This is a genomic window from Roseicella sp. DB1501 (assembly GCF_013112485.1).
Lineage (GTDB): Bacteria > Pseudomonadota > Alphaproteobacteria > Acetobacterales > Acetobacteraceae > Paracraurococcus.
Genome location: NZ_JABFHG010000006.1, coordinates 48,996 through 70,796 on the forward strand (window position 1 = coordinate 48,996; position 21,801 = coordinate 70,796).

Genomic DNA, 21,801 nt, shown 5'->3' on the forward strand with positions numbered 1-21,801 from the left:
CGCCCCCGCCCAACCGCTCCTGTCCCGGAATGCCCGAAGCCCCTCCCATGCACCGTCTCTGGCTCGCCCTCGGCGCCCTGTTCGGCCTTGCCACCGTCGCCCTCTCCGCCTGGGCCGCGCATGCCGCGCCGGCCCGGCTCGACGCGCATGGGCTGACGGCGTTGCAGAGCGGCCTCACCATGCAGGGCTGGCACGCCCTGGCGCTGGTCGGCGCCGCGCTCTGGGCGGAGCGGCGCGGCGGCGCGCTGCCGAACCTGGCGGCGGCCGGCTTCGCCCTCGGCCTGCTGCTCTTCTGCGGCGGCGTCTATGCCAGCGCCCTCGGCGGCGTCTCGCTCGGCCCGATGGCGCCGATCGGCGGCACGCTGCTGATGGTCGCCTGGGGGCTGCTCGCCGCCTCGGCCGTGATCCGTGTCTGAGTCGGTGTCCGAGTTGGGGCCCGAGCCGGCGCCGCCGGCGGGCGGGATCGGCGCCGCCTATCTCGCCGCCGAGGGCTTCGAGGCGCCGCTGGCCGAGGAGTTGCGCCGCGCCGGCCGCAGCATCGTCGCCTGGCATGGCCGCCTCGCCCTCTCGCCGGAACCGCCCGCCGCCGCCGCCTGGGCGCTCGACACCTGGACCGCCCCGCGCGAGCTGCCCGCCCCCTCGGTGAAGGCCGCGGCCGATGCGCTGCGGGGGATGCAGCGCAACTGGGCGCTCTACGCCGCCGGGCAGCACCGCCGCGCGGCGCTGATCGCCGAGCGCCTGCCGCCCGTGAAAGCCCGCCCCCTCGCCTTCCCCGAGCCGGCGCCCGCCGGGCATCTCGGCGCCTGGACCCTGCTGGCGCCGGACCGGCTGCTGGCCAGCCCGACCAAGACCAGCCCCTTCGTCAATGGCGAGGTCCGCTTCCTGGAGGACCGCGAGGGCCCGCCCTCCCGCGCCTATCTCAAGCTGTGGGAGGCGCTGACCCGGGTCGGGCGCTGGCCGCTGCCGGGCGAGACCTGCCTCGATCTCGGCGCCGCGCCCGGCGGCTGGAGCTGGGCGCTGGCCCGGCTCGGCGCCCGGGTGACGGCGGTGGACAAGGCCCCGCTCGACCCGGCCATCGCCGCCCTGCCGCATGTCGAGACGCGGCAGGAGAGCGCCTTCGGCCTCGACCCGCTGAGCCTGCCGCCGGTGGACTGGCTGTTCAGCGACGTCATCTGCTACCCGGCGCGGCTGCTGGCGCTGGCGCGGCGCTGGCTGGAAGCGGGGCGGGCGCGGCACCTGGTCTGCACGGTGAAGTTCCAGGGCGAGACGGACCACGACATCGCCGCCGAATTCGCCGCCATCCCCGGCGCCCTGCTGTTCCACGGCGCGCACAACCGGCACGAGCTGATGTTCGTCCGGCTGGGGCCGGGCTGAGGCGGGCCTGGGCCGGCCAGCGGGCCAGAGCTCTGCAACCCCGATGCCACAGTGTCGTTCCCCAGCAGGCACAACGCCGCACCGGGGCGATCAACCCTCCATTCGCTCCAGCGCGGAGGAAGGAGCATCAGCCGATGTGGAAGATCGTCGCCCTCGCCTTCATGCCGGTCGCCGCCGTCTGCTTCGGCGCGCTGGCCCTGCCGCTGGCCGTGATCCCGGGACTGCGCGAGCAATTCGGCCTCGCCGCCAGCCTCTATTACGGCGCCGCGGCCCTCAGCCTGCTGATCGCCCTGCCGATCTCCTGGCTGGTGGCGCGGCGGATGCTGACGCGGCGCGAGCGGCGGCTGCTGGATGCGAATGCGGGCGGCGCGGGCATGGGCGCGGCGGCCCGGACACGCGGATCGGCCCTCTCGCAAGGCTAGGGCGTGATCGCTTGCGGTGGCCTCACCGAAAAGCGTGACTCACGCGACCAAACAACGGCCTGGATCCTGATCCGCGACTCTGTGTGAGCGGATCATGGTCCAGGGCGCCGCCCTTCCGACCCTCGACCCCGCACCGGCGATCCGGCAGCATCCTCGCCAACAGGCCGAGGAGACGCCGCCATCACCCCGTCGCTGACCATCCGCAGCCTCACCGCGCGCGCGGTCGATGCGCCGCTCGACCCGCCGCTGCGCAACAGCCTCAACACCATCCCGCGCGCGCCGCTGGTCATCGCCGAGGTGCAGACGGCGGAAGGGCCGGCGGGCTGCGCCTATGTCTTCCCCTACACCCCGGCCGCGCTCGGCCCGACCGCGGCGCTGGTGCGCAACATCGGCGCCGGGCTCGCCGACCGGCCGCTGGCGCCGGCGACGCTCTGGGCCGAGCTGCATGACGGGTTGCGCATCCTCGGCACGGAGGGGCTGGTGCAGATCGCCCTCTCGGCCATCGACATGGCGCTGTGGGACGCGCTCGGCCAGGCGGCCGGCCAGCCGCTCTGCCGGCTGCTCGGCGCCGCGCCGCGGCCGCTGCCGATCTACGCCTCGCTGCGCGGCTGGGGCGCGGCGATGCTGGCCGAGGAGGCGGGCCGCGCCGTCGCCACGCTCGGCGCCCGGGCGGTGAAGTTCAAGCTCGGCCAGGCACGGCTGGAAGATGACCTGGAGACGGTGCGGGCGGTGCGCGGCGCGGTCGGCGACGGGGTCGACATCCTGGTCGACTACAACCAGGCGCTCAGCCGGCCGGAGGCGGAGCGGCGCGGCCGTGCGCTGCAGGCGCTCGATGTCCGCTGGCTGGAGGAGCCGCTGCCGGTCGATGACGATGCCGGGCTGGCGGCGCTGCGCGGGGCGCTGCACCTGCCGGTGCAGGGCGGCGAGAATTGGTGGGGGCCACGGGGCATGGCGCGGGCGCTGGCGGCGGGCGCCGTCGATCTCTGCATGCCGGATGCGATGAAGATCGGCGGCGTCACCGGCTGGCAGCAGGCGGCGGCGCTGGCCGCGGCGCATCGCGTGCCGATGTCCTCCCACATCTTCATCGAGGCGAGCGCGCAGTTGCTGCCGGCGACGCCGACCGCGCATCTGCTGGAGCATCTCGACATCGCCGGGCCGCTGCTGCGCAGCCCGCTGGTGGTGCGGGAGGGCATGGCGCAGGTGCCGGAGCGGCCGGGGCTTGGCCTGGAGTGGGACGAGGCGGCGCTGGCGCGGTGGCGGGCCGAGGTTTGATCCCCACGACGTCGCTGCGCGCCGCCGCGGAGGGCCCGTGAGTCGTCTCTGGTCGAAGATCCGTCACAGCCTGCCGTGGCGAAGCCGCGGCAGGGCAACGGAAGGCGGCTGGGTGGGCGGCAGGGCTTTCGTCCTGCCGGCCTTGTTGCTCGGCCTCGCGGGTTGCGGGCCGGTCGTCGGGCTGCGGCTGCCGGGCGGGCCGATGCGGGGCAGCATGACCTATGACGAGGCGATCGGGGCGCGGGACGGCCTCACCTCGGTGGACCGGCTGCCCAGCACCGAGGGGCGGCGCTGAGCCCCCCATCGGTGCCGCGGACTGGACCGGCCCGGCCGCGCCGCTACCATGCCCGCACCGAACCGGGGGAACAGGCTGCCATGCGCGCACTCTTCGTCGATGCCAACCCGTCGCTGGCGGCGGTGACCGAGCGGCTGCTGCGCCCCGGTGACCCCGAGGTGGCGATCCACCGCGACCCGGACACGCGGCCGGAGGCGCTGCCCAACCTGCTCAAGGGCCATGCGATCGCCATCGACGACCACACCCCCTTCCCCACCGACATCGTGCGGCAGTGCCCCGACCTGAAGCACATCGTCTTCCTCGGCACCGGCGCGCGCAGCTACATGAACCCGGACGAGCTGGCCGAGCTCGGCGTCACCGTCCACATCATCAAGGGCTATGGCGACACCGCCGTCGCCGAGATGGCCTTCGCCCTGATGTGGGACGCGGCGCGGCAGACGGCGATGATGGATGCCGCCATCCGCGGCGGCGACTGGCCGCGCGTGGTCGGCACGCAGCTCACCGGCAAGACGGTCGGCCTTGTCGGCACGGGCGGCATCGGCGCCGAGATGGCGCGGCTCTGCGCCGGCATCGGCATGCGGGTGCTGGCCTGGAACCGCTCGCCGAAATCCCTGCCCGGCGTCGAGTTCGTCGCGCTGGACCGGCTGCTGGCCGAGAGCGACGTCGTCTCCATCCACCTGCTGCTGAGCGACGAGACGCGCGGCTTCCTCTCGGCCGGGCACCTGGCCCGCATGAAACCGGGCGCCATCCTGGTGAACACGGCACGCGGCGCCATCGTGGACGAGGCGGCGATGATCGCGGCGCTGCAGGAGGGGCGGCTCGGCCATGCCGCGCTCGATGTCTTCGTGGAGGAGCCGCTGCCGGCCGGCCATCCGCTGACCCGGCTGCGCAACGCGACGCTGACCTCGCACGCCGCCTTCCGCACGCCAGAGGCGAGCGACAACCTGATCGGCGCCGCGCTGGAGCATTGCCGGCGCATCGTGCGGGCGGGCAAGTAGGCCCGGCACCATCAGGCCCGCCTGGCGGAATGGTAGACGCAGCGGACTTAAAATCCGCAATCCGCAAGGATGTGGGGGTTCGAGTCCCCCGGCGGGCAGTCCCTCGCCGATCCCACCACCCGGGAGAGCCACCATGGAACCCCGCTGGCTCGCCCTCGCGGTCCTCACCCTGGCGCGGACCAGCATGGGGTTCCAGTTCCAGTCGCTCGCCTCGGCCGGGGCGCCGCTGGTCGCCGATCTCGGCCTCTCCTATGCCGATCTCGGCGCGCTGATCGGCCTCTACTTCCTGCCCGGCCTCGCCCTCGCCTTGCCCGGCGGGTTGCTCGGCCGCCGCTTTGGCGACAAGCGCATCGTCGTCCTCGGCCTGGCGCTGATGACGATCGGCGGCGCCGTCACCGCGCTCGCCGGCGGCCAGGCCAGCCTCGCCGCCGGCCGGCTGCTCTCCGGCCTCGGCGCGGTGCTGCTGAACGTGCTCATGGCGAAGATGGTTACCGACTGGTTCGCCGGGCGCGAGATCACCCTCGCCATGACGGTCTTCGTCAACTCCTTCCCCATCGGCCTCGGCCTGGCGTTGCTGGTGCAGGGCGGGCTGGCGGCAAGCCAGGGCTGGCGCGTCGCCCTCGGCGCAACGGCGCTCGCCGCCGCCGCGGCGCTGCTCCTGGTGCTGCTCGGCTATCGGAGGCATCCGAATGATCGCGGGGCGGCGGGGCCGGGCGGCTGGCGCATCCCGTGGCGGGAGGCGGTGCCGGTCTCCCTCGCCGGCGCCATGTGGGGCATCGTCAACGGCGCCTTCACCATCACCGCCGCCTTCCTGCCGCTGCTGCTGATCGGCGCCGGCCGCACGCCGGCGGCGGCCGGCTCGCTGGTCGGGCTGATCACCTGGATCAGCGTCGCCGCCGGACAGGTCGGCGGCATCCTGGCGCAGCGCCCGGGCTGGCGGCCGGCGCTGCTGGTCGGCAGCTATGCCGGCTGGGCGGCCTGCCTGCTGCTGCTGCCCCTGCTCCCGCCCGAGGCGCCGCCGCTGCCGGTCCTGCTCCTGCTCGGCCTGGTGCAGGGGCTGCCGGTCGGGGTGATCATGGCCATGCCCGCCGAGACGCTGCGGCCGGAGAGCCGGGCCACCGGCATGGGGCTGTTCTACACCTGGCTCTATCTCGGCCATGCCGGCCTGCCGCCCATCGCCGGCTGGTGGCAGGACCGCCTCGGCGGCCCGGCGGCGGCGCTCGCCTTCGCGGCGGCGCTGCTGCTCGCCTGCCTGCCGCTTTATGTCGCCTACCGCGTGCTGCGGCGCCGCCCGGCGGCGGCCTGAAGCCGCGTGCCGCCCACGATCCACTGGGCATCACCACGCCCATCGAAACCGTCGCTATCCGTTGCCCTGCCGCGGCTTGGCCGCGGCAGGCTGTGACGCGCTCAGGGCCTGCGGCGAAGCACGGCGCCCCCGCAACGCCGCGCAGCGGTGTTGCGGGATCTACGCATCCCCTGACCCCCGCTGCGGCCCGGTCTCGGCCAGTGCCGCGGTCAGCGTCACCAGCGGCTCGGCGCCGGGATGGCCGGGCAGCAGCGCGGCAAGCGCGGGCGGCACGGCGAGCAGCAGCGCCTCCGTCGCCGCCCGCACCGGCGGGTCGGCGGCGAGCCGGCCGGTCGCGTCGCGCCGGGCGCGCAGCACCGAGCCGGCGCCGAGCGAGGGCTCCTCCTCCTGTCCCACCTCCGCGAGGAAGCGGGCGCGCCGCGCCGGGTCCTCGATCTCCCGCGCCACCTGCCGCCGCAGCGCCGCCAGATCCGGCGCCGCGGCGGCGAGGCGGTGCACGGCATGCTCGGCGAAGGGGCCGATATGCTGCGCCAGGGCATCGGCGGTCCGGCGCAGCGTCGCGGCGCGGCCGAGGCGCTGGATGGCCAGCGGCGGCACCGCCGCCGCCCCGGCGAGCAGCCCGCCCGTCCCCGCCTCGGGCCGCAGCCTCCCGGCGAGCAGCAGCAGCGCCCAGCCCTCGCAGGCGGCGGGCAGGATCAGCCGCTCATCCGGCGCGTAGAGCAGCGGCCGGCCGCCCTCCGCCAGGCGCTGCGCCGCCGTGCCGGGCAGCAGCGCCGCCACCGCCGCCGCCAGCCCGCCGGGCGCCTCCGGCACGGGCTGCCGCGCCTCCGGCAGGGCGAGGCGGGAGGCCGGCAGCGGGATGCCCTCGCGGCGGAAGGCGTAGAGGATGCGCCGCAGCACCTCGCTGTTCATCTCCGGCCGGTCCCAGAGCTGGCGGACCCAGTAGCGGGCGCGGTAGCGGATGGCGGCGTGCTCGGGCTCCTGCCCGTCCACCATCACCATCACCGCCATCGCCGCATCCACCTGCGGGAAATCGGCGATCAGGTCGGTGACGAGGTCGGTGACGCGCTGCGCCGGCAGGCCGGCGGGCGCGTGGAAGAGCACGTCGCTGCGGATCGGCCGGCCGCCCTGGTGGATCACCAGCGTCTCGTTGCTGATCCGCGCGTTCGGGATCACCAGCAGCGCGCCGTCGCGCCGCCGCCCGACCGCGGTGCGCCAGTCGAGCCGCACGATCTCGATCAGGTCGCCATCCAGCACCACCGCATCGCCGACGCGCAGCACCCGGTCCATGTGCAGGGCGAGGCCGGAGATCAGGCTGCCGAGCGTCGGCTGCATCGCCAGCCCGACCGCGGCGGTGAGGATGGCCGAGGTGGTCAGCACCGCTGTGATGTCGAGGCCGAAGGAGGCGAGCACGGCGGCCGAGGCGGCGAAGGTCAGCAGCGCATAGGCGATGGCGCGCTGCAGCCCGGTCGGCTCGACGCCGAGCGTCGCCGAGAGGCCGAGGCCGAGCACGAGACGTCCGCCCGCCAGCACGGCGAGCAGCGCCGTCGCCAGCACCGCGGCGATGCGCAGGCCGAGCTGCACCGGGCCATGCCCGAGCACGGCATCGCCGCCGATTCCCCACCAGGCGAGCCAGAGCCCGCCGGCGAGCAGCGCCAGCAGGGCCAGCGGCCAGGCGGCGGGCAGGCGCGGCGCCAGGCCGCTCATGTGGAGCGCAGGACGGATTCACCGTCCCGCCCCTCGAACGCCGGGCGCTGCCAGCGGCAGCCTGGCCTCGCCGCACCGGTGGCGGCGCCCGTTCGGTCGCTTGGCTCTGCGGGCCGCGGGTCGGAATGTCGTGCGTCCGGCGTCATTCAGCGGGCTCCGCCGGAATGGGCTGGCCTGGGGCCGCCGCGCGCCGCGCCGGGGAGCGCGGTCCCGCCTCCTCCGCCCGCAACTCCGCCATCGCCTTGCCGAGCGAGGTGCGCAGCCGCTCGATCGCCTCGGCGAGCGCGCGCAGCTCGCCGGCGCCGGCGCGCGGCAAGGGCTGCCTCAGGTCGCCGCCATGGCTCGCCGCCGCCGCGGCGCGGGCCAGCGCCTGCAGCGGCCGCACCACCATGCCGTCCAGCGACAGGGCGAGCGCCAGATAGGCGGCGGCGAAAACCAGGGCTAGGCCGAGGCCGAGGATGCCGACCAGTTCCAGCGAGCCCTTCATCGCCTCGGTCACCGGCACGGTCAGCACCTGCGCGCCCACCACCTCGTCGAGCTGCCAGCCGAAGCCGGCGGTCGGCCCGTAGCGTGCGACCATGGCCGGCGGCGCGCGCTCGGGCGTGCTGTGGCAGGCGAGACAGCCTTCCTTGGTGATGCGGATCGGGCGGGCGAGGTAGAAGAGCCGGTCGGCCTCGGCGGCGCGCACGCCGCTCAGCTCCTCGAGCCCGCGATCGGCGCGGAAGCGCTGGATCAGCTCCACCTCGAAGGGCGTGGCGCGATCGGCCGGCGCGGTCGGGTTCAGCGCCGGCTCGCGGTAGGTATAGGCGTGGTAGCTGCGGGCGACGGTGCGGAAGACCGTCTGCGCCGCGAAGGAGGGCACGGTCTCCTCGTGGAACTCGCCGGCCGGCAGGCGGGAGAGCTTGGGAAAGATGTTCTCGGCGGTGTAGCCGCGGATCGCCAGGGCCGAGGTCAGCAGGATCCGCGCCTCGGCGGCCGCCTGACGCAGGGCGCGGTCCTGCAGGAGGAGGTAGAAGCCGCCGACGCCGGCGACCAGGGAGACGAGGAAGACCGAGAGAAGAATGCGGCGGACCGTCCGCCTCACGCCGGGGACCTGCAAGGCGGCCGAGCTCCGAAAGTCCAGTCGGCCGCATTCTCGGCGATCGGCCAGTCCTTGCGCAAGCCCAAGGACCAGCCCGCGAGACCCGCCGCCTACTTCTCCAGCACGTAGGTGCCGGGCGCATCGGCCAGCGGCGGATGCGCCGCATTGCCGAGCGATGGCGGCTTCACCTTGCGCCCCGAGCGCTGCGCCAGCCAGGCCGCCCAGTCGCCCCACCAGCTGCCGTCATGCCTGGTGGCGCCGCGGCGCCAGTTCTCGGCGGTCTTCGCCTCCTCCTCCGAGGTCCAGTAGCTGCCCTTGCCGCCGGGCGGGTTGATGATGCCGGCGATATGGCCGGAGGAGCCGAGGATGTAGCGCACCTTGCCGCCGAACAGCCGGGTCGCCTGCCAGGCGGCGTCCCAGGGCACGATGTGGTCCTTCTCGGCGCCGACGGCGTAGATGTCCTGCCTGATGGCGCCGAGGTCGAGCGGCCTGCCCTTCAGCACCACGCGGCCCGGCGTGATCAGGTTGTTGTCGACATAGGTGTTGCGCAGGTACCAGGCATGCGCGGCGCGGCACATGCGGGTGCCGTCGCTGTTCCAGTAGAGCAGGTCGAAGGCCGGCGGCTTCTCGCCGAGCAGGTAGTTGTTCACCACGTTCGCCCAGATCAGGTCGTTCGAGCGCAGCAGGTTGAACATGTTCGACATCTCGCGGCTGTCGAGATAGCCGCGCTGCATCATCTGCGCCTCGATGGAATCGATCGCCCCCTCGCCGAGGAACACCGCCGTGTCGCCGACGCGGGAGAAATCCTGCAGCGAGACCATGAAGGTCGCCGAGGTGAAGCGCTTGTCGCCCTCGGCCGCGAGCCAGGCCAGCACCATCGCCAGCAGCGTGCCGCCAATGCAGTAGCCCATGACGTTCAGCGTGTCGCTGCCGGTGATGTCGCGCACCACGTCGCTGGTCTCGAGCACGCCGAGATCCATGTAGTCCTCGATGCTGGTCTCCTCCATCGAGGCGTCCGGGTTCTTCCAGGACACGACGAAGACGGTGAAGCCCTGCTTCACCAGGAAGCCGATGAGGCTGTTCTTCGGCTGCATGTCCATGATGTAGAACTTGTTGATCCAGGGCGGCAGGATCAGCAGCGGGCGGGCATGCACCGTCTCGGTCTGCGGCGCGTACTGGATCAGCTCGACCAGCTTGTTCCGGTGCACCACCTTGCCCGGCGTCATCGCCAGGTTGCGCCCCGGCGCGAAGGCCTTGGCATCGACCATGGACAGGCGGCCGGCCTGCACGTCCTCGAGCAGGTTGCGCGCGCCGCTGGCGAGGCTGGCGCCGCCTGTCTCCATCGCCCGCTTCAGCGCCACGGGGTTGCTCGCCAGCAGCAGGGTCGGGCTCATCGCATCGACGAATTGCCGCAGGTGGAATTCCAGCCGCTGCCGCTCCGCCGGATCGAGGCCGGCGCTCGCCTTGCCCCGCTGCAGCAGCCATTCCGAGGCCTGCAGATAGGCCTCCTTCAGCGTGCGGAAGATCGGGTTGGCCTGCCATTCCGGCGCGGCGAAGCGCTTGTCGGCACCGGCGCGGCCCTCGGCCGGCTTGCCATCCTGCGCGACGTCGCCGAGCCAGCGCTGCCCGGCCTCGGTCCAGGCATCGAGCGCGGCGCGCCAGACATTGGCGCCGAGCGCGGTGGCCGAGGTGAAGGTCGAGGCCGGGTCGGAGAGCGACTGCATCCAGACGAGGCGCAGCGCCCGCGCCACCTCGCCCCAATCGACCGGGATCACCTCCCGCAATGGGTTGGCGTTCCACATGGAATCGACCGAGCGCAGCAGCGGGTCGCGGTCGACCAGCGCCTTGGCCTGGCGCAGCCCCTCGGCGAGGGTGGCGTCGCTCAACGCCCCCGCGGCCGCGGCCTGCGGCATGGCGGCGGTCCAGGAGGCGAGCGAGGCCAGCATCGCCTCCGCCCCCGGGATCGTCCCGAACCCCGCCGCGCTCTTGCTCCCGCCGGTTTCCTGGTCGGCCATGGCTTCGTCCTCCCTGCCCCGCATCCGCCCTGTCGCGTCACCGCGTCTCGTTATTGGCCGCTTCGTCGCGCCGCCCTGGCGCGGGCCGCCACGGCATGGTGCCCGGACGCCATCGGGCCGGAAACCCATATCCGTGTCCCCCGACGCGCCCAGCGGCAGCGCCGCGTCCCAGCGCCCTGCCGCGGCTTCGTCGGGCGTTCAGAGCACCCCGTCCCGGGTCGGGTTCACCGGCTTGTCCTCGCGCAGCTCCCGCTTGCGGCGGCGGAGCTGCTTCGCCACCCGCTCCAGCGCCAGGGCGAAGGCGGCCGGTGCCGCCTCGTGCTCGGCCTCGCCCTCGAAATGCAGGCCCTTGCCGCTCTGCATTCGGATGGCGCAGCCGAAGCCGCCCTTGCCGGTGCGGGAGAAGGTACAGGCGATGCCCTCCGCATGGCCGAAATACTTGCGGGACAGCTCATCGAGCGCCTCCGTCGCATGGTCGCGCAGCGCCTCGCCGACAGCGACCTGATGACCGGAGACGATGATGCGGGACGCGGTGTCATCGGCGTCCTGGCGAGGTTCCATGCGGCATCTCTCCCCGGTGGCCCGGCCGTGCGGCCCGTGGGACCGCGATGCCGGCGCCACCATCCTTCCTGTGCGGTGGTCAGCGGATCCCGGCCTCCGCGCGCAAGGCCCGCGGAACCAGGCCCGGGACCTCGACGGTCCCTGGCCTCGAACGCGCCCCCGCCAGTGCCGTTGCAGCCGGAACGGGCCGGCGCCGCGGGATCAGCCCGCCTCGATGGCGAGGACAAGCCCCTCATGCGGCCGCAGCCGGCCCGCGACGGGCGGCGCGCCATGGGTCGAGAGCAGCGGCGTGCCGCACCGGTCCAGCCCCTGCTCCGCGCCGCCGAGGTTGAGCAGGACCAGCAGGCGCCGGCCGGTCGCCGCATCCAGCCGCTCGTAGCGCAGCACCTCGCCCTCGGCCGCGACCGCGGCGATGGTGCCGAGGGCGAGGGCCGGCTCCCGCCGCCGCAGCGCCAGCAGGGCGCGGTAGAGCGCGAGCATCGAGCCGGGATCGCCCGCTTGCGCCGCGACGCTGGCGGCGCGGTGGTCCTGGCCGAGCGGCAGCCAGGGCGTGCCGGTGGTGAAGCCGCCCTCCGGCCCGGCCTCCCAGGGCATCGGCGTGCGCACCGGGTCGCGGCCGAGGCCGAGGCCGGGCACGCGCTTCTCCCAGGGGTCCTGCACCCGGTCGGGCGGGATCGGCACGTCGGTGAGGCCGAGTTCCTCGCCCTGGTAGATCGTTGGCGTGCCGCGCAGGGTCAGCAGCAGCATGGCGGCGGTGCGCGCCTGCGCCGCGCCGATGCGGCTGGCGACGCGGCTGCGGTCGTGGTTGCCGAGCACCCAGTTCGGCCAGGCGCCCTCCGGCAGCGCCGCCTCGTAGCGGCGGATCAGCGCCGCGATCGGCTCCGCCTGCCAGGGCGTCGAGAGCAGGTGGAAGTTGAAGGGCAGGTGGAAGCCGCCCAGCGCCTCGCCGTAATAGGCCATGAGCCGGTCGATCGGCAGATAGGCCTCGCCGATCAGCAGCCGCTGGCCGGGATAGGCATTGCTGACGCGGCGCATGGCGGCGATCGCCGATTGCACCTCGGGCTGGTCCATGGTGCGGGTGCGCAGCAGCCGGCGCGCCGGCGACTGGCCCGGCACCCAATCCGGATTGGGCGGGTTGTCGCGCAGGCAGGCATCCTCGACCAGGTGGTGGATGGCATCCACCCGGAAGCCGTCCACGCCGCGGTCGAGCCAGAAGCGCAGCACCGCCAGCATGGCGTCCTGCACCTCCGGGTTGCGCCAATTGAGGTCGGGCTGCTGCGGCAGGTAGGCGTGGTAGAAATACTGGCCGGTGACGGGATCGAAGGTCCAGGCGGGACCGCCGAACTCGCTGAGCCAGTTGGTCGGCGGCCCGCCATCCGGGGCGGGATCGCGCCAGACATACCAGTCGCGCTTCGGCCCGCTGCGCGAGGCGCGGCTGGCCTGGAACCAGGGATGCGTGTCGGCGGTGTGGTTCGGCACATAGTCGAGGATCACCCGCAGCTCGCGCGCATGCGCCGCGGCGATCAGCGCATCGAAATCCGCGAGGCGGCCGAAGACCGGGTCGACATCGCAGTGATCGGCGACGTCATAGCCGAAATCCGCCATCGGCGAAGGGTAGAAGGGCGAGATCCAGACCGCGTCGACGCCGAGCGCGACGAGGTGGTCGAGACGCGCAACGATGCCCGGCAGGTCGCCCACCCCGTCGCCGTCGCTGTCCTGGAAGGAGCGCGGATAAACCTGGTAGATCACCGCGCCCTGCCACCATGGCGGCATGCCGTTCAGGCCTGGCCCGAGGGCGATGCGGCGCGGCGCGCGGGGCCTCGTGCGGCCCTTGATGACAAGAAGAACCTCGTCACGGATCAACCTCCGGCAGCAGGCAGGCGCAACCTTCCAGCTTTGCGCGGGTTCCCACAATGGTTTTCCACCAACCCCCGCCGCGCCGCCGAACCGGGGCCCTGCCCGGCCGTTCTGGCCGCCAGCGGCGGCGTGACACGCGAGCCCCGTCCCGGAACGCCGCGTCCCGGAACGCCGCCCTCCCTGGAGAAGGACCTGCCTCATGATGGATCGACGCGTCATCCTGCTCGGCTCCGCCGGCCTCGCCGCCCTCTCGCTCACGCCGCACCTCGCCGCGGCGCAGGTCGCCACCGTGCCGCGCGTCTCGCCGAGCGAGTATCTGAGCCGCACGCTGATGGGCGGCACGCTCTCGAAACAGACCAGCGAGCTCGCGCTGCAACGCGCGCAGCACCGGCAGGTGAAGCAGTTCGCCGGCTTCGAGGTCGCCGAGCAGACCGTGCTGGCGCAGGTGCTGACGAATTCCGACAATCCGCCGCCGGTGAAGCTCGACGCCGATCATGAGGCGGTGCTGAAGACGTTGCAGGCGCAGCAGGGCGCCGCCTTCGACCGCGCCTACGTGCTCGGCCAGATCCAGCAGCACCAGGCGCTGCTCCTGGTGCAGCAGGGCTATCTGGAGAACACCAACCGCAGCGAGGACACGCAGCACATCGCCGCCCTCGCCCGCGTCTCCATCCAGCAGCATCTCGTCATGCTGCAGGACCTGACGCAGATGCTCGGCTGATAGCAACGGCCGTTGATGGCCCCCATCAACGGCCGCCATTCAGCGCCCCCTTGGCGCCGGGCGCAAACCTCCGGTTCGCCTGGGCCTTCGCCGCACGCGCGGCGGCGCGCTCATCCCCGCAGCAGGCCGCCGACGAAGTCGGCCAGCCAGGGCTGGCGGGTGCGGTGGCTGCGCGCGGCGTGCAGCACCGCGCGGACCGCGGCGACGGTCGCCAGGAAGTCGTCGTTCACCAGCACGTGGTCGAACTCGTCCCAGTGCTCCATCTCGGTGCGCGCCGCCTGCATGCGCCGGGCGATCTCCTCCTCGGCGTCCTGGCCACGGCCGCGCATGCGGCGCTCCAGCTCGGCGAGGCTCGGCGGCAGCAGGAAGACGCCGACGACATCCGCCGGCATCGCGGCCTTGAGCTGGCGGTGTCCCTGCCACTCGATGTCGAAGAGCACGTCGCGCCCGGCCGCCAGCGCCCGCTCCACCGGCGCGCGCGGCGTGCCGTAGGAGCGGCCGAGGAAGCTCGCATACTCGAGGAACTCGCCGGCTGCGACGCCGGCGGCGAAATGCTCGGGCGTGCGGAAGTAGTAGTGCGTCCCCTCCTGCTCGCCCGGCCGCGGGGCCCGCGTGGTGGCGCTGACCGAGAGCGAAAGCTCCGGCTCGGTCTCGAGCAGGGCGCGCGAGACGCTGGTCTTGCCGCCGCCCGGCGCGGCGGCGAGCACGAGGCACAGGCCCCGGCGCGACGGCGCGCGCCCCCCACCGGCCTCTGCATCGGTCCCCATATTGGGCGGCGTCACGCGGCGCGGCCCCGGGCTGTGATCGCCTCGCCGCTATTCCACATTCGCCGCCTGCTCCCGCAGCCGCTCGATGGCCGCCTTGAGGTCGAGGCCGATGCGCGTCAGCGGCACCGTCGCGGATTTGGAGCAGAGGGTATTGGCCTCGCGCACGAATTCCTGCGTCAGGAAATCGAGCTTGCGCCCCGCCCCCTCGCCCGCCGCGAGCAGCGCCCGCGCCGCCTCGATATGCGCGGCGAGGCGGTCCAGTTCCTCCCGCACGTCGGATTTCTGCGCCAGCAGCGCCACCTCCTGCGCCAGGCGCTCCGGCGGCATGCGGGCGATCCCGCCCTCGCCGAGCAGCGCCGCAACCTGCTCCACCAGCCGGGCGCGCTGCGCCTCGGGCTGGCCGGCCGCCTCGGTCGCCGCAGCCTCGCGCAGCGCGGCGATCTCGTCCAGCAGGCCGGCGAGGATGGCGCGCAGCTTGCCGCCCTCGGCCTCGCGGGCGGCGAGGAGGCCGGCCAGCGCCGCCTCGTAGCCGGCGGCCAGGATGCCGCGCCGCGCGCCTTCCTGCGCCTCGTCGGGCTCCGCCTGCTCGCTGCGCAGCACGCCGGGCAGGGCCAGCAGCGCCTCCGGCCGCGGCGGCGCGGCGCCGGGGATGCGGGCGGCGAGGTCGAGGGCGATCCGCAGCGCCTGGTCGAGCGCCGCCGGATCGACCGCCAGCCGCGGCCGCTCCTCCCGCTTCAGGGTGAGGGTCGCCGAGACATTGCCGCGCTTCAGGCGGCGGGTGGTCGCCTCGCGCAGCGCCGGCTCCAGCGCGTCCTGGCCGCCCGGCAGGCGCAGGCGAAGATCGAGGCCGCGGCCGTTCACGCTGCGGATCTCCCAGGCGAAGGCGGTGCCGTCCGGAAGCTGCCCGCTCTCGCGCGCGAAGCCGGTCATGCTCATAAGGGTTCCCATTGGGCGGTTTCTCCCGCCTCGGGGGATCGGATGCAAGCGATGCGGCAGCAGCAGGCGACGGGCGGGGCGACGCGGCCGGACCACCCCTGGCGGCACGTGCTGCTGACCGGCGCCTCCTCCGGCATCGGCCAGGCCCTGGCGCTCGCCTGCGCCAGGCCGGGCGCGGTGCTGCATCTCGGCGGCCGGGACGCGGCGCGGCTCGAGGCGACCGCCGAGGCCTGCCGCGCCGCCGGCGCCACCGCCCTGCCGCAGGCCGTCGACGTGCGCGACGCCGCGGCGATGCGGGGCTGGGTGGCCGCGGCGGGGCGGCTCGACCTCGTCATCGCCAATGCCGGCATCTCCGCCGGCACCGGCGGCGCGACCGAGCCGCCGGAACAGGCGCGGGCGATCTTCGAGACCAACCTGACCGGGGCGCTGAACACCGCGCTGCCGGCGCTCGAGGCCATGGCCGCCCAGGCGCTGGGGCCGGGCGGGCTGCGCGGGCGGGTCGCCGTCATCGCCTCCATCGCCGCCTTCATCGCGGTGCCCGGGGCGCCGGCCTATTGCGCCAGCAAGGCGGCGGTGCAGCGCTGGGCGGAGGCGCTGGACGCCACCGAGCGCCGGCGCGGCATCCGGCTGCACGCCGTCTGCCCCGGCTATATCCGCACCCCGATGACGGCGGCCAACCGCTTCCCCATGCCGCTGCTGATGGAGCCGGAGGAGGCGGCGCGGCGGGCGCTGGCCGGCATCGCCGCCGGTCGGCTGCGGATCGCCTTCCCCTGGCCGGTCTACCTCGCGGCGCGGCTGGGCGGGGCGCTGCCGCCCGGGCTGCGCGCCGCGCTCTTCGCCATGGCGCCGGCCAAGGGGATGCTGCCGGGGGTGGGGTGACGGCGCGTGGAACCGGGGAAGTGCGCGGACCGGGCAAAGGCGCCCGGAGGGGTGACGATGTCCCGAAGGGTTTATGACCTGCCTCAGGTTGCGCTTATGCAATCACGGCTTGGCCCGTGCCGACTTCACAACCATTCCTCCATGTTCTTCCGTGATCCTTTACCCGGCAGGTGAGGGACCCATGATCGGATCGACACAGAGCAGCCAGGCTGCCGATATCACCAGCCTCGCCGTCAGGGTCGGCAATCTGAAGGCCGGCATCCAGGCGTCGGCGGGCATGGCCGGGACCAACGAGACGAAGCGGGACCGCGACGATGCCGTCCTCGTCAGCGAGAGAACGGGCCAACTCGCGGAAGCCGTCGCGCAGCAGCAGAACGCCAGCGATACGGCTGACGACAGCGGCACGTCAGGCGGGCAACGGACCCGCTCGGCGGCGCGTCAGGAGATGCTTGCTTCGGCTTCCACACATTACTCTGGAATGGTCCTAAATCGTTCCTTTCTGCATGACGCCATGCGCCTGTATTCGGAAACAGGAAAAGTATAAAGCGCACAGCCCAACGGAAACTATAAGGTGAGCGCGCAAACGCTGGAGGCATGGGGCGGTGCCGGAGGCTATATGGCATCCCTGCAAAAAGATGCTGATAATATTATGAAATTTCTTGAAGACACAGAAACCTTGATCGCGGAGCTGTAGAGAACGCCCCCGACACGCCATCCATACTGCCCGTTGCGCCGAACTGAAGCGACCGCACACCGTACGGCCCGCCGTTGCGGGCCAGTGCATCCCGACCCTCATCGGGGCACGGGCGAGGCCTCGATGCTTTTCCAGGGCACGGCCCGGGCGTGGCGGTGCCGACGCCCGCCGTGGCGAGACGCAACACCTCCGGCACCCGTGCAGACCTCCGCCTTCGGCCGAGCGCCGGAGCTGCGCAGGCGCCCCTATCGCGGCGCCTCGCCCGGCGTGGCTTCCGCCACCACCGTCTTCGCCGGCGCCTTGGGGGGCTCACCGGCGCGCCGGCCGCGCCCGGCCCGCTTGGCCAGCAGGTTCAGCCCCTCCACCGCCGCGGCGAAGGCCATGGCGACGTAGACGAAGCCCTTCGGCACGTGGAAGCCGAGCCCCTCCGCCACCAGCACCATGCCGATCATCACCAGGAAGGCCAGCGCCAGCATCACCACCGTTGGGTTGCGCTCCATGAAGCGCGAGAGCGCGTCCATCGAGAGCAGCATGGCCAGCACCGAGACGACGATGGCGGTCGCGATCACCCAGTACTCGCGGGTCAGCGCCACCGCGGCGAGGATGGAATCGACCGAGAAGACCATGTCGAGCAGCAGGATCTGGAAGACGGTGGGCCAGAACAGCGCGACCGCCGCATTCGCCACCGTCGTCGCCTCCTGGCTGGCGGGATCGACCCGGTGGTGGATCTCGATGGTCGCCTTGCCGATCAGGAACAGCCCGCCGGACAGCAGGATGAGGTCCTTGCCCGAGATCGCCATGCCGGAGACCTCGAAGAGCGGCCGGGTCAGGCTCAGCAGCCAACCGGTGCCGGCAAGCATGGCGAAGCGCATCAGCACGGCGAGGCCGAGGCCGATGCGCCGCGCCTTGACCCGCTGGTGCTCGGGCAGGCGGTTCGAGAGGATGGCGATGAAGACGAGGTTGTCGATGCCCAGCACCACCTCCATGCCGATCAGGGCGATGAGGGCAACGACGATCTCACTGTCCATTCTGCTTGTGTCCCAGATTACAGCCGCGTAACGCGACTCGGGCGCCTGTGTTGCCGACCTTGGATCATCGGGCAAGAGACTTATACTGTTAGCCCGCATGTGGGCCCCTCGGACGCCGGGCGCAAACCTCCCCTTCGCCTGGCTTCGCCGCCTGTGCGGCGGGCCCTGTTCGGAGCCTCGGACCGGTCAAGGGACTGAGCCGTTGGTGCTCAAGTGGGTACGCAATCGCCTCGCCGGGCAACGGCCCACCGGCCTCCCTCCCCGCCCTATGGAGTGACCCCGCTTGGGCCCCCTCGGCCAGCTTCGCCTCGCTCTCCGCCTCGCCCGCCGCGAATTGCGCGGCGGCATCCGCTCGCTGCGGATCGTCCTCGCCTGCCTCGCCCTCGGCGTCGCGGCCATCGCCGCCGTCGGCACCCTGCACGCCGCCATCGAGGCCGGGCTGGCGGCGGATGGCGCCCGGCTGCTCGGCGGCGATGTCGAGCTGCGCAGCGGCAGCCGCCCCGCCCCGCCCGAGGCCCGCGCCTGGATCGAGGCGCGCGGCGGCCGGGTCTCCGAGGCGGTGACGCTCCGCTCCATGCTCGTCGCCCCCTCGGGCGAGCGCCTGCTGGTCGAGCTGAAGGCGGTGGATGCCGCCTATCCGCTCTATGGCGACCTGGTGCTGGACCCACCCGGCCCCCTCGCCTCGGCGCAGGAGTTGAACGCCGTGCCGATCCTGCAGGGCGGGCCGGAGGCGGAGGCCGCGATGAACGCCCCGCGCGTCGCCCTCGACCCGCTGGTGGCGGAGCGGCTCGGCCTCGCGCCCGGCGACAGGGTGCAGATCGGCGAGGCCGCCTTCCGCTTCGCCGCCCGCATTCGCGCCGAGCCCGACAAGGCGACCAGCCCGGCGCTGTTCGGGCCGCGCGCCCTGATCACCACGGCGATGCTGGAGCGGACCCGGCTGCTGCAGCCGGGCGCGCTGGTGCAGCACGACCTGCGCATCCGCCTGCCCGAGGGCGCCTCCCGCGCCCGCTTCGCCGCCGCGCTGCGCGCCGCCTTCCCCGGCGAGGGCTGGCGCATCCGCACCGCCGACCAGGCCGAGCCGGGGGTGAACCGCTTCCTCGACCGTTCGGCCGCCTTCCTGACCCTGGCCGGCCTCACCGCGCTGCTGGTGGGCGGCATCGGCGTCGCCACCGGCGTGCAGGGCTGGCTGCAGGCGCGGGCGCGCTCCATCGCCACGCTGCGCTGCCTCGGCGCCTCCGCCCCGCTCGTCTTCCTCACCTATCTGATCCAGGTGCTGGCGCTGGCCGGCATCGGCATCCTGATCGGGCTGCTGGCCGGCTACGGGCTGACCTGGGCGGCGGCGACGGCGCTGGCGGGGAGCCTGCCGGTGCCGCCGCGCCTCGCCCCCTATCCGGCGCCGCTCGCCCTCGCCGCCCTCTACGGCCTGCTGACCGCGCTGGCCTTCGCCCTCTGGCCGCTCGGCCGGGCCGCCCGCATCCCCGGCGCCGCGCTGTTCCGCGACCTGGTACAGCCGGCCGGGGCCTGGCCCGGGCGCGGCGTGCTGGCGCTGAGCCTCGCCGCCGGCGCGGCGCTGGTCGGGCTGGTCGTCCTCACCGCCGAGGATCGGCCCTTCGCCCTCGGCTTCTGTGCCGCGGCGCTCGCCGCGCTGGCGCTGTTCCGCGCCGGCGCCTGGGGGCTGGCGGCGCTGGCCCGGCGGCTCGGCCATCTGCGCCGGCCGGCCTGGCGGCTCGGCCTCGCCAACCTGCACCGGCCGGGGGCGCCGACGGCGCTGCTGGTCGTCTCGCTCGGCATCGGGCTGACGACGCTCGCCGCCATCGCCCAGATCGAGGGCAATCTCCGCCGCCAGCTCGCCGCCGAGATGCCGGCGCGGGCGCCGAATTTCTTCTTCATCGACATCCAGCCCGACCAGGCCGCGCGCTTCGCCGAGCTGGCGCAGGGCCTGCCGGGCGTGACGGAGGTGCGGCAGGTGCCGAGCCTTCGCGCCCGCATCGTGGCCCTGAAGGGCGTGCCGGTGGAGCGCGCCCAGGTCTCCGAGGAGACCGCCTGGGCGCTGCGCGGCGATCGCGGCCTCACCTATGCCGCGACCCCGCCCGAGGGCACGCGGCTGGTGGAGGGCCAATGGTGGGCGCCGGACTACCGCGGGCCGCCGCTGCTCTCGCTCGATGCCGGGCTCGCCCGCGGCTGGGGGGTGGGGATCGGCGACAGCGTCACGGTGAATGTGCTCGGGCGGGACATCCCGCTGCAGGTGGCCAATCTCCGCGCTGTCGACTGGCGCGGGCTCGGCATGAATTTCACCCTGGTCGGCTCGCCCGGGCTGCTGGAGGCGGCGCCGCACACGAACATCGCCACGCTGCGCGGCGACCCCGCGCGGGATGCGGCGGTGCTGCGGGCGCTGACGGATGCCTTCCCCAACATCTCCGGCATCCGGGTGCGGGATGCGCTGGAGGCCGTGGCGGCGCTGGTGGCGCGGATCGGCACGGCGCTCTCGGCGACCGGCGGCGTCACCCTGCTGGCCGGGGCGCTGGTGCTGGCCGGGGCCGTCGCCGCGGGGCAGCGGCAGCGGGTGCGGGATGCGGTGGTGCTGAAGACGCTCGGCGCGACGCGGGCGCAGATCCGCGCCGCCTGGCTGGTGGAATATGCGCTGATCGGGCTGGTAGCCGGGCTGCTCGCGGCGCTGGCCGGCAGCGCCGCCGCCTGGGCGGTGGTGACGCAGGTGATGCGCGCGGACTGGGTGCTGCTGCCCGGCACGCTGGCGGCGACGGTGCTGGGCTGCGCCCTGCTCACCCTGGCCTGTGGGCAGATCGGCACGATCCTCGCCTTGCGCGCGAAGCCGGGCCCGCTGTTACGGAACGAATAGAGAATCTTCACGCTTTGCGACATACAGGATGCCGGTGGTGTGCCTACACTGAATGGGCCGGCGGCCCGCAGGCCGGCTCCGGGGAGTGGCGATGGATCACGCCGAATCCCATTGAAACGGGTTACAACCTCTCCATAATATAAGCTCTGCGGGAAACCCCCCTTGGGAGGCTTGATACACCTATGGCCCTTCAACCCGACTATCGATACCAGACGGGTGCGCCTGGCTGGGGTCGCATGGCGACCGCCGACGCGGCCGCCGTCGATGCCGGGCTCCGGGCGTACATGCTCCGGGTCTACAATTGGATGGCCTCGGGGCTGCTGCTCACCGGAATCGTCGCCCTCGCGGTGGTGAGCGTCCCGGCGATCCAGGAGCTGTTCTACACCATCGGCCGGACGCCCTCCGGACGGCTCGTGGTGCAGCCGACGCTGCTCTTCTGGGTTGCCGCCCTCTCGCCGCTCGCCTTCACGCTGGTCCTGAGCTTCGGCTACAACCGGCTGAGCAAGACCACGGCGCAGGCCCTGTTCTGGGCCTTCTGCGTCTGCATGGGCGCGAGCCTGAGCAACCTCGCCTGGCGCTACACCGGCGCCTCCATCGCCAGCACCTTCTTCATCGCGGCGGCGATGTACGCGGCGGTGAGCCTCTACGGCTACACCACCAAGGCCGACCTGACGAAGATGGGCAGCCTCATGCTCATGGGCCTGGTCGGCATCATCATTGCCGGGCTGGTCAACATGTTCATGCAGAGCTCGGCGCTGCAATTCGCCATCAGCGTGATCGGCGTGGTCGTGTTCCTCGGCCTCACCGCCTATGACACGCAGCGGATCAAGGCCGATTACATCGAACACTCCTACGCCGCTGGCACGGAGGAGGCGGGCAAGCGCAGCGTGATGGACGCGCTCGGCCTGTACCTGAACTTCATCAACCTCTTCACGATGCTGCTGCAGCTCGTGGGCGTGCGGCAGAGCGACAGCTGACGCGTCCGCGCCTCTGCGACGCATGGCCCCGGGGGGAAACCTCCGGGGCTTTTCTTT

Annotated in this window: 21 protein-coding genes and 1 tRNA gene; 14 read left to right on the plus strand and 8 right to left on the minus strand. The window is 73.3% G+C overall.

What is annotated here, in order from left to right:
- The first annotated feature begins 47 nt into the window (after positions 1 to 47).
- The 8 genes from HJG45_RS13005 to HJG45_RS13040 all read left to right on the plus strand — a co-directional run bounded on the left by HJG45_RS13005 (position 48) and on the right by HJG45_RS13040 (position 5,667).
- A complete protein-coding gene (locus HJG45_RS13005; RefSeq protein WP_171612555.1) occupies positions 48 to 416 on the plus strand; it encodes a DUF423 domain-containing protein in 369 nt (122 codons plus the stop codon).
- Entirely contained in the window at positions 409 to 1,374 is a 966-nt protein-coding gene (locus tag HJG45_RS13010) for an SAM-dependent methyltransferase (RefSeq protein ID WP_171612556.1), read from the plus strand. Before HJG45_RS13005 ends, HJG45_RS13010 begins: the two co-directional genes overlap by 8 nt.
- 134 nt (positions 1,375 to 1,508) lie before the next feature.
- Positions 1,509 to 1,796: a hypothetical protein gene (locus HJG45_RS13015; RefSeq protein ID WP_174890463.1), complete on the plus strand. Its 288-nt coding sequence runs from the start codon at positions 1,509 to 1,511 to the stop codon at positions 1,794 to 1,796.
- A gap of 198 nt (positions 1,797 to 1,994) precedes the next feature.
- The gene (locus HJG45_RS13020) at positions 1,995 to 3,068 is read left to right on the plus strand and encodes an enolase C-terminal domain-like protein (protein WP_368040592.1); all 1,074 of its coding nucleotides are present in this window, start codon (positions 1,995 to 1,997) and stop codon (positions 3,066 to 3,068) included.
- A 112-nt stretch (positions 3,069 to 3,180) separates the two neighbouring features.
- Positions 3,181 to 3,363, plus strand: a complete 183-nt coding sequence (locus HJG45_RS13025; RefSeq protein WP_171612558.1) for a hypothetical protein — start codon at positions 3,181 to 3,183, stop codon at positions 3,361 to 3,363.
- A gap of 80 nt (positions 3,364 to 3,443) precedes the next feature.
- On the plus strand, positions 3,444 to 4,361 hold the full coding sequence (locus HJG45_RS13030) for an NAD(P)-dependent oxidoreductase (RefSeq protein WP_171612559.1): 918 nt from the start codon (positions 3,444 to 3,446) through the stop codon (positions 4,359 to 4,361).
- Positions 4,362 to 4,376: 15 nt separating this feature from the next.
- A tRNA-Leu gene (locus HJG45_RS13035) sits at positions 4,377 to 4,459 on the plus strand.
- A 35-nt stretch (positions 4,460 to 4,494) separates the two neighbouring features.
- Positions 4,495 to 5,667 (plus strand): CynX/NimT family MFS transporter, encoded by a 1,173-nt coding sequence (locus tag HJG45_RS13040; protein WP_171612560.1) that lies wholly within the window; start codon positions 4,495 to 4,497, stop codon positions 5,665 to 5,667.
- A 159-nt stretch (positions 5,668 to 5,826) separates the two neighbouring features.
- Here HJG45_RS13040 and HJG45_RS13045 read toward each other — a convergent pair whose 3' ends face one another.
- From HJG45_RS13045 to HJG45_RS13065, 5 genes are all read right to left on the minus strand, one after another.
- Positions 5,827 to 7,374 (minus strand): mechanosensitive ion channel family protein, encoded by a 1,548-nt coding sequence (locus HJG45_RS13045; RefSeq protein ID WP_171612561.1) that lies wholly within the window; start codon positions 7,372 to 7,374, stop codon positions 5,827 to 5,829.
- A gap of 142 nt (positions 7,375 to 7,516) precedes the next feature.
- The gene (locus tag HJG45_RS13050) at positions 7,517 to 8,458 is read right to left on the minus strand and encodes a DUF3365 domain-containing protein (RefSeq protein ID WP_171612562.1); all 942 of its coding nucleotides are present in this window, start codon (positions 8,456 to 8,458) and stop codon (positions 7,517 to 7,519) included.
- A gap of 107 nt (positions 8,459 to 8,565) precedes the next feature.
- A complete protein-coding gene (locus HJG45_RS13055) occupies positions 8,566 to 10,470 on the minus strand; it encodes an alpha/beta hydrolase (RefSeq protein WP_171612563.1) in 1,905 nt (634 codons plus the stop codon).
- 198 nt (positions 10,471 to 10,668) lie between these two features.
- Complete coding sequence (locus HJG45_RS13060) at positions 10,669 to 11,031, minus strand: HPF/RaiA family ribosome-associated protein (RefSeq protein WP_171612564.1); 363 nt, start codon at positions 11,029 to 11,031, stop codon at positions 10,669 to 10,671.
- Between the two features lie 201 nt (positions 11,032 to 11,232).
- Positions 11,233 to 12,804, minus strand: coding sequence for an alpha-amylase family glycosyl hydrolase (locus HJG45_RS13065; RefSeq protein WP_171612565.1), 1,572 nt, complete (start codon positions 12,802 to 12,804; stop codon positions 11,233 to 11,235).
- A 283-nt stretch (positions 12,805 to 13,087) separates the two neighbouring features.
- On the opposite strand from HJG45_RS13065, the gene HJG45_RS13070 reads away from it, so the two are divergent.
- Positions 13,088 to 13,606: a DUF4142 domain-containing protein gene (locus HJG45_RS13070; protein WP_171612566.1), complete on the plus strand. Its 519-nt coding sequence runs from the start codon at positions 13,088 to 13,090 to the stop codon at positions 13,604 to 13,606.
- Between the two features lie 110 nt (positions 13,607 to 13,716).
- Here the strand turns inward: HJG45_RS13070 and gmk are convergent, their stop codons facing one another.
- Together gmk and HJG45_RS13080 are read right to left on the minus strand one after the other, a co-directional pair.
- Positions 13,717 to 14,373: a guanylate kinase gene (gene gmk, locus HJG45_RS13075; protein WP_171612567.1), complete on the minus strand. Its 657-nt coding sequence runs from the start codon at positions 14,371 to 14,373 to the stop codon at positions 13,717 to 13,719.
- Positions 14,374 to 14,421: 48 nt separating this feature from the next.
- Positions 14,422 to 15,303, minus strand: a complete 882-nt coding sequence (locus HJG45_RS13080; RefSeq protein WP_171612568.1) for a YicC/YloC family endoribonuclease — start codon at positions 15,301 to 15,303, stop codon at positions 14,422 to 14,424.
- Between the two features lie 57 nt (positions 15,304 to 15,360).
- Between HJG45_RS13080 and HJG45_RS13085 the strand changes: the two genes are divergently transcribed.
- The 3 genes from HJG45_RS13085 to HJG45_RS29215 all read left to right on the plus strand — a co-directional run bounded on the left by HJG45_RS13085 (position 15,361) and on the right by HJG45_RS29215 (position 16,882).
- Complete coding sequence (locus tag HJG45_RS13085) at positions 15,361 to 16,188, plus strand: SDR family oxidoreductase (RefSeq protein WP_171612569.1); 828 nt, start codon at positions 15,361 to 15,363, stop codon at positions 16,186 to 16,188.
- Positions 16,189 to 16,369: 181 nt separating this feature from the next.
- A complete protein-coding gene (locus tag HJG45_RS13090) occupies positions 16,370 to 16,732 on the plus strand; it encodes a hypothetical protein (protein ID WP_171612570.1) in 363 nt (120 codons plus the stop codon).
- A gap of 27 nt (positions 16,733 to 16,759) precedes the next feature.
- Positions 16,760 to 16,882, plus strand: a complete 123-nt coding sequence (locus HJG45_RS29215; protein ID WP_302479753.1) for a hypothetical protein — start codon at positions 16,760 to 16,762, stop codon at positions 16,880 to 16,882.
- A gap of 245 nt (positions 16,883 to 17,127) precedes the next feature.
- Here HJG45_RS29215 and HJG45_RS13095 read toward each other — a convergent pair whose 3' ends face one another.
- The gene (locus HJG45_RS13095; RefSeq protein ID WP_171612571.1) at positions 17,128 to 17,910 is read right to left on the minus strand and encodes a TerC family protein; all 783 of its coding nucleotides are present in this window, start codon (positions 17,908 to 17,910) and stop codon (positions 17,128 to 17,130) included.
- 283 nt (positions 17,911 to 18,193) lie between these two features.
- Between HJG45_RS13095 and HJG45_RS13100 the strand changes: the two genes are divergently transcribed.
- Positions 18,194 to 20,767, plus strand: coding sequence for an ABC transporter permease (locus HJG45_RS13100; RefSeq protein WP_171612572.1), 2,574 nt, complete (start codon positions 18,194 to 18,196; stop codon positions 20,765 to 20,767).
- A 182-nt stretch (positions 20,768 to 20,949) separates the two neighbouring features.
- On the plus strand, positions 20,950 to 21,744 hold the full coding sequence (locus HJG45_RS13105; protein ID WP_171612573.1) for a Bax inhibitor-1/YccA family protein: 795 nt from the start codon (positions 20,950 to 20,952) through the stop codon (positions 21,742 to 21,744).
- Positions 21,745 to 21,801: the final 57 nt, after the last annotated feature.

Excerpts from the sequence above, each read along its gene's own strand:
- HJG45_RS13005 (WP_171612555.1), top strand. The coding sequence starts at position 48 with ATGCACCGTCTCTGGCTCGCCCTCGGCGCCCTGTTCGGCCTTGCCACC.
- HJG45_RS13015 (WP_174890463.1), top strand. The coding sequence starts at position 1,509 with ATGTGGAAGATCGTCGCCCTCGCCTTCATGCCGGTCGCCGCCGTCTGC.
- HJG45_RS13030 (WP_171612559.1), top strand. The coding sequence starts at position 3,444 with ATGCGCGCACTCTTCGTCGATGCCAACCCGTCGCTGGCGGCGGTGACC.
- HJG45_RS13040 (WP_171612560.1), top strand. The coding sequence starts at position 4,495 with ATGGAACCCCGCTGGCTCGCCCTCGCGGTCCTCACCCTGGCGCGGACC.
- HJG45_RS13045 (WP_171612561.1), bottom strand. The coding sequence starts at position 7,374 with ATGAGCGGCCTGGCGCCGCGCCTGCCCGCCGCCTGGCCGCTGGCCCTG.
- HJG45_RS13055 (WP_171612563.1), bottom strand. The coding sequence starts at position 10,470 with ATGGCCGACCAGGAAACCGGCGGGAGCAAGAGCGCGGCGGGGTTCGGG.
- HJG45_RS13060 (WP_171612564.1), bottom strand. The coding sequence starts at position 11,031 with ATGGAACCTCGCCAGGACGCCGATGACACCGCGTCCCGCATCATCGTC.
- HJG45_RS13065 (WP_171612565.1), bottom strand. The coding sequence starts at position 12,804 with ATGCCGCCATGGTGGCAGGGCGCGGTGATCTACCAGGTTTATCCGCGC.
- HJG45_RS13070 (WP_171612566.1), top strand. The coding sequence starts at position 13,088 with ATGATGGATCGACGCGTCATCCTGCTCGGCTCCGCCGGCCTCGCCGCC.
- gmk (WP_171612567.1), bottom strand. The coding sequence starts at position 14,373 with ATGGGGACCGATGCAGAGGCCGGTGGGGGGCGCGCGCCGTCGCGCCGG.
- HJG45_RS13080 (WP_171612568.1), bottom strand. The coding sequence starts at position 15,303 with ATGACCGGCTTCGCGCGCGAGAGCGGGCAGCTTCCGGACGGCACCGCC.
- HJG45_RS13085 (WP_171612569.1), top strand. The coding sequence starts at position 15,361 with ATGCGGCAGCAGCAGGCGACGGGCGGGGCGACGCGGCCGGACCACCCC.
- HJG45_RS13090 (WP_171612570.1), top strand. The coding sequence starts at position 16,370 with ATGATCGGATCGACACAGAGCAGCCAGGCTGCCGATATCACCAGCCTC.
- HJG45_RS13095 (WP_171612571.1), bottom strand. The coding sequence starts at position 17,910 with ATGGACAGTGAGATCGTCGTTGCCCTCATCGCCCTGATCGGCATGGAG.
- HJG45_RS13105 (WP_171612573.1), top strand. The coding sequence starts at position 20,950 with ATGGCCCTTCAACCCGACTATCGATACCAGACGGGTGCGCCTGGCTGG.